The organism is Aeromonas sp. HMWF014 (assembly GCF_963878295.1).
GTDB lineage: Bacteria > Pseudomonadota > Gammaproteobacteria > Enterobacterales > Aeromonadaceae > Aeromonas > Aeromonas popoffii.
The window spans coordinates 629-3061 of the sequence record NZ_CAWNYS010000513.1; the positions used below are offsets into that span (position 1 = coordinate 629).

Annotated in this window: 3 protein-coding genes; all 3 read right to left on the minus strand. The window is 60.0% G+C overall.

What is annotated here, in order from left to right; genetic code table 11:
• On the minus strand, positions 1–819 hold an 819-nt coding region (gene accD / locus AAC083_RS20160; RefSeq protein ID WP_219927919.1), incomplete at its 3' end, for an acetyl-CoA carboxylase, carboxyltransferase subunit beta.
• A 119-nt stretch (positions 820–938) separates the two neighbouring features.
• Complete coding sequence (gene truA, locus AAC083_RS20165) at positions 939–1748, minus strand: tRNA pseudouridine(38-40) synthase TruA (protein WP_108537559.1); 810 nt, start codon at positions 1746–1748, stop codon at positions 939–941.
• A gap of 167 nt (positions 1749–1915) precedes the next feature.
• Positions 1916–2433, minus strand: a 518-nt coding sequence (locus AAC083_RS23370; protein ID WP_308811025.1) for a FimV/HubP family polar landmark protein, incomplete at its 5' end; no start/stop codon positions are given.

The window sequence follows — 2433 nt, forward strand, 5'->3', positions numbered from 1 at the left end:
GGCCAAACGGTTACGCATCTCGCGGCGATCGATGATGAGATCGATGGCACCCTTCTCCAGCAAGAACTCTGAACGCTGGAAGCCTTCCGGCAGTTTCTCGCGCACCGTCTGTTCGATGACACGCGGACCGGCGAAGCCTATCAACGCCTTGGGCTCGCCCACGTTGATGTCACCCAGCATGGCCAGGCTGGCGGAGACGCCCCCCATGGTGGGGTCGGTCAGCACGGAGATATAGGGCAGGCCCGCCTTGGTGAGCTTGTCCAGCGCCGCACTGGTTTTGGCCATCTGCATCAGCGAGAAGAGCGCTTCCTGCATGCGGGCACCACCAGAGGCGGAGAAGCAGACCAGACCGCGGCCTTCCTTGATGCTCTCCTCGACGGCGCGCACGAAACGGGCACCGACCACGGAGGACATGGATCCCCCGATAAAGGAGAACTCAAATGAACAGGCGACGACCGGCACCCCCTTGAGGGTCCCCTTCATCACCACCAGCGCATCTTTCTCTCCCGTCGCTTTCTGAGCGGCGGACAAACGATCCTTGTAGCGCTTGGAATCCTTGAATTTCAAGATATCCTGCGGCTCCAGCTCGGCACCGATCTCGGTGCGGCCCTGCTCATCGAGAAAACTCTCGAGACGGGCACGGGCGCTGATGCGCATATGATGATCACACTTGGGGCACACTTCGAGGTTGCGCTCCAACTCTGCCCGGTAGAGCACCTGTTCACAAGCACTGCACTTGGTCCACACCCCTTCCGGAATGTTGTGACGACGAGGTGTAGTGATCTTGCTCTTGGGAAGGATCTTCTCAAGCCAGCTCATGGAATTCCTTAATGCTTTTGTGCCTGACAAAACGCATCGAGCCTAGATTGTTCAATGACTTACTAGCTCGATGGCAATAAATGACGGATCATTAAACCACAAATTTTCGGGGCCAGTTACTAAAAACTGGTCGTACCCGGTGCCGAGTCCGGCAGCCACAGCGGGCCGAGCGGCAACCGTGGCAGCGCCAGTTCAGCCGGGTAATCCACGTCAACCAAATAGAGTCCACCCGCCTTGGCGGTGGGCCCGGCCAGGTTGCGATCCCTGGCGGCCAGCAGTTCGGCAATCCACTCCACCGGTTTGAGCCCCTGCCCCACCAGCAACAGGGAGCCGGTAATGTTACGTACCATGTGGTGCAAGAAGGCGTTGGCACGGATATCCAGCACGATATAAGGCCCCTGACGGCTGACGCACAGGTGCGTCACATTGCGCCACGGCGTCTTGGACTGGCATCCAATGGCCCGAAACGAGGTGAAATCCTGTTCCCCCAGCAGGGACTGGCCCGCCTGGTGCATCAGCTCGGCATCGATGGTCTCGTGATAGTGGCTGACGCCACTGCCCAGGATCGCCGGGCGGTAGTTGTGGTTGTAGATGACATAGCGATAGCGACGAGCGGTGGCGCTGAAGCGGGCGTGGAATGTCTCGTCCACGGCCAAAACCCAGCGCACGGCGATATCCGGCGGCAGGTTGGAGTTCAGGCCCAGGGTCCAGGCGGACTCGCTGCGGATGGCGTGGGTATCGAAGTGGATCACCTGACCTGTGGCATGCACGCCGGCATCGGTACGACCGGCGCACTGGATGGAAACCGGGTGGTTGGCTATCCGGCTGAGGGCTTTCTCCAGCTCGGCCTGCACGCTGATCACTTCTCGCTGACGCTGCCAGCCGAAATACCGGCTGCCGTCATATTCAATACCTAGGGCAATTCGCATGGATAACACTTGTCTTATGGTGAAAGGAGAGCGGTAAAAGAAACGGGGCGGATTATACGCGCTCAGGGTGAAAAGTCCCAAAAACCGCATCCCTCTCGACAAAGGGCACCAATAGAGAAGGGCAGCCTGCTGGCTGCCCTTCGTTATTTGGTCACACCATTCAAAGGTTACCCCAGCCGCTTGAGCAACTTCTCGGCCTCGGTACGCTGGTGATCCGTGCCTTGCTCCGCCGCCTCTTGCAGCAGTTCGCGGGCACTCTCCTTGTCATCGATCTCGAGGTAGGCACGGGCCAAATCCAGCTTGGCCCCCACGCCACCATCGTCGGCATCCACATCAAACCCGGTGGATTCCGGCAGCACTTCGGGGAAACCATCCAGCCCCACATCCAGCGAGAAGCCCTGATAAGGCTCCGGCTCTGTGGTGCTGGCATCGGCATCGGCCAGCAGCTTGTCGATCTCGACATAGCCGCTCTCCTGCGCCTGCTCCCGTGGTGTCACATCACCCTGATGGGATTCCACCTCGGCGAAAGCATCTTCAAAATCGGAGAGTGCCAGCTCGCTGGGATCCCACTCGAGATCCGGCTCGACCGCCTTGCCCTTGGCTGACGCCAACCCCAGCTCTGCCAGCATCTCGTCTGCGCTGGTATCGGCAGCGCTCTGCTGTGCACCGCCCTTGCCAGAGGCGG

Excerpts from the sequence above, each read along its gene's own strand:
- truA (WP_108537559.1), bottom strand. The coding sequence starts at position 1,748 with ATGCGAATTGCCCTAGGTATTGAATATGACGGCAGCCGGTATTTCGGC.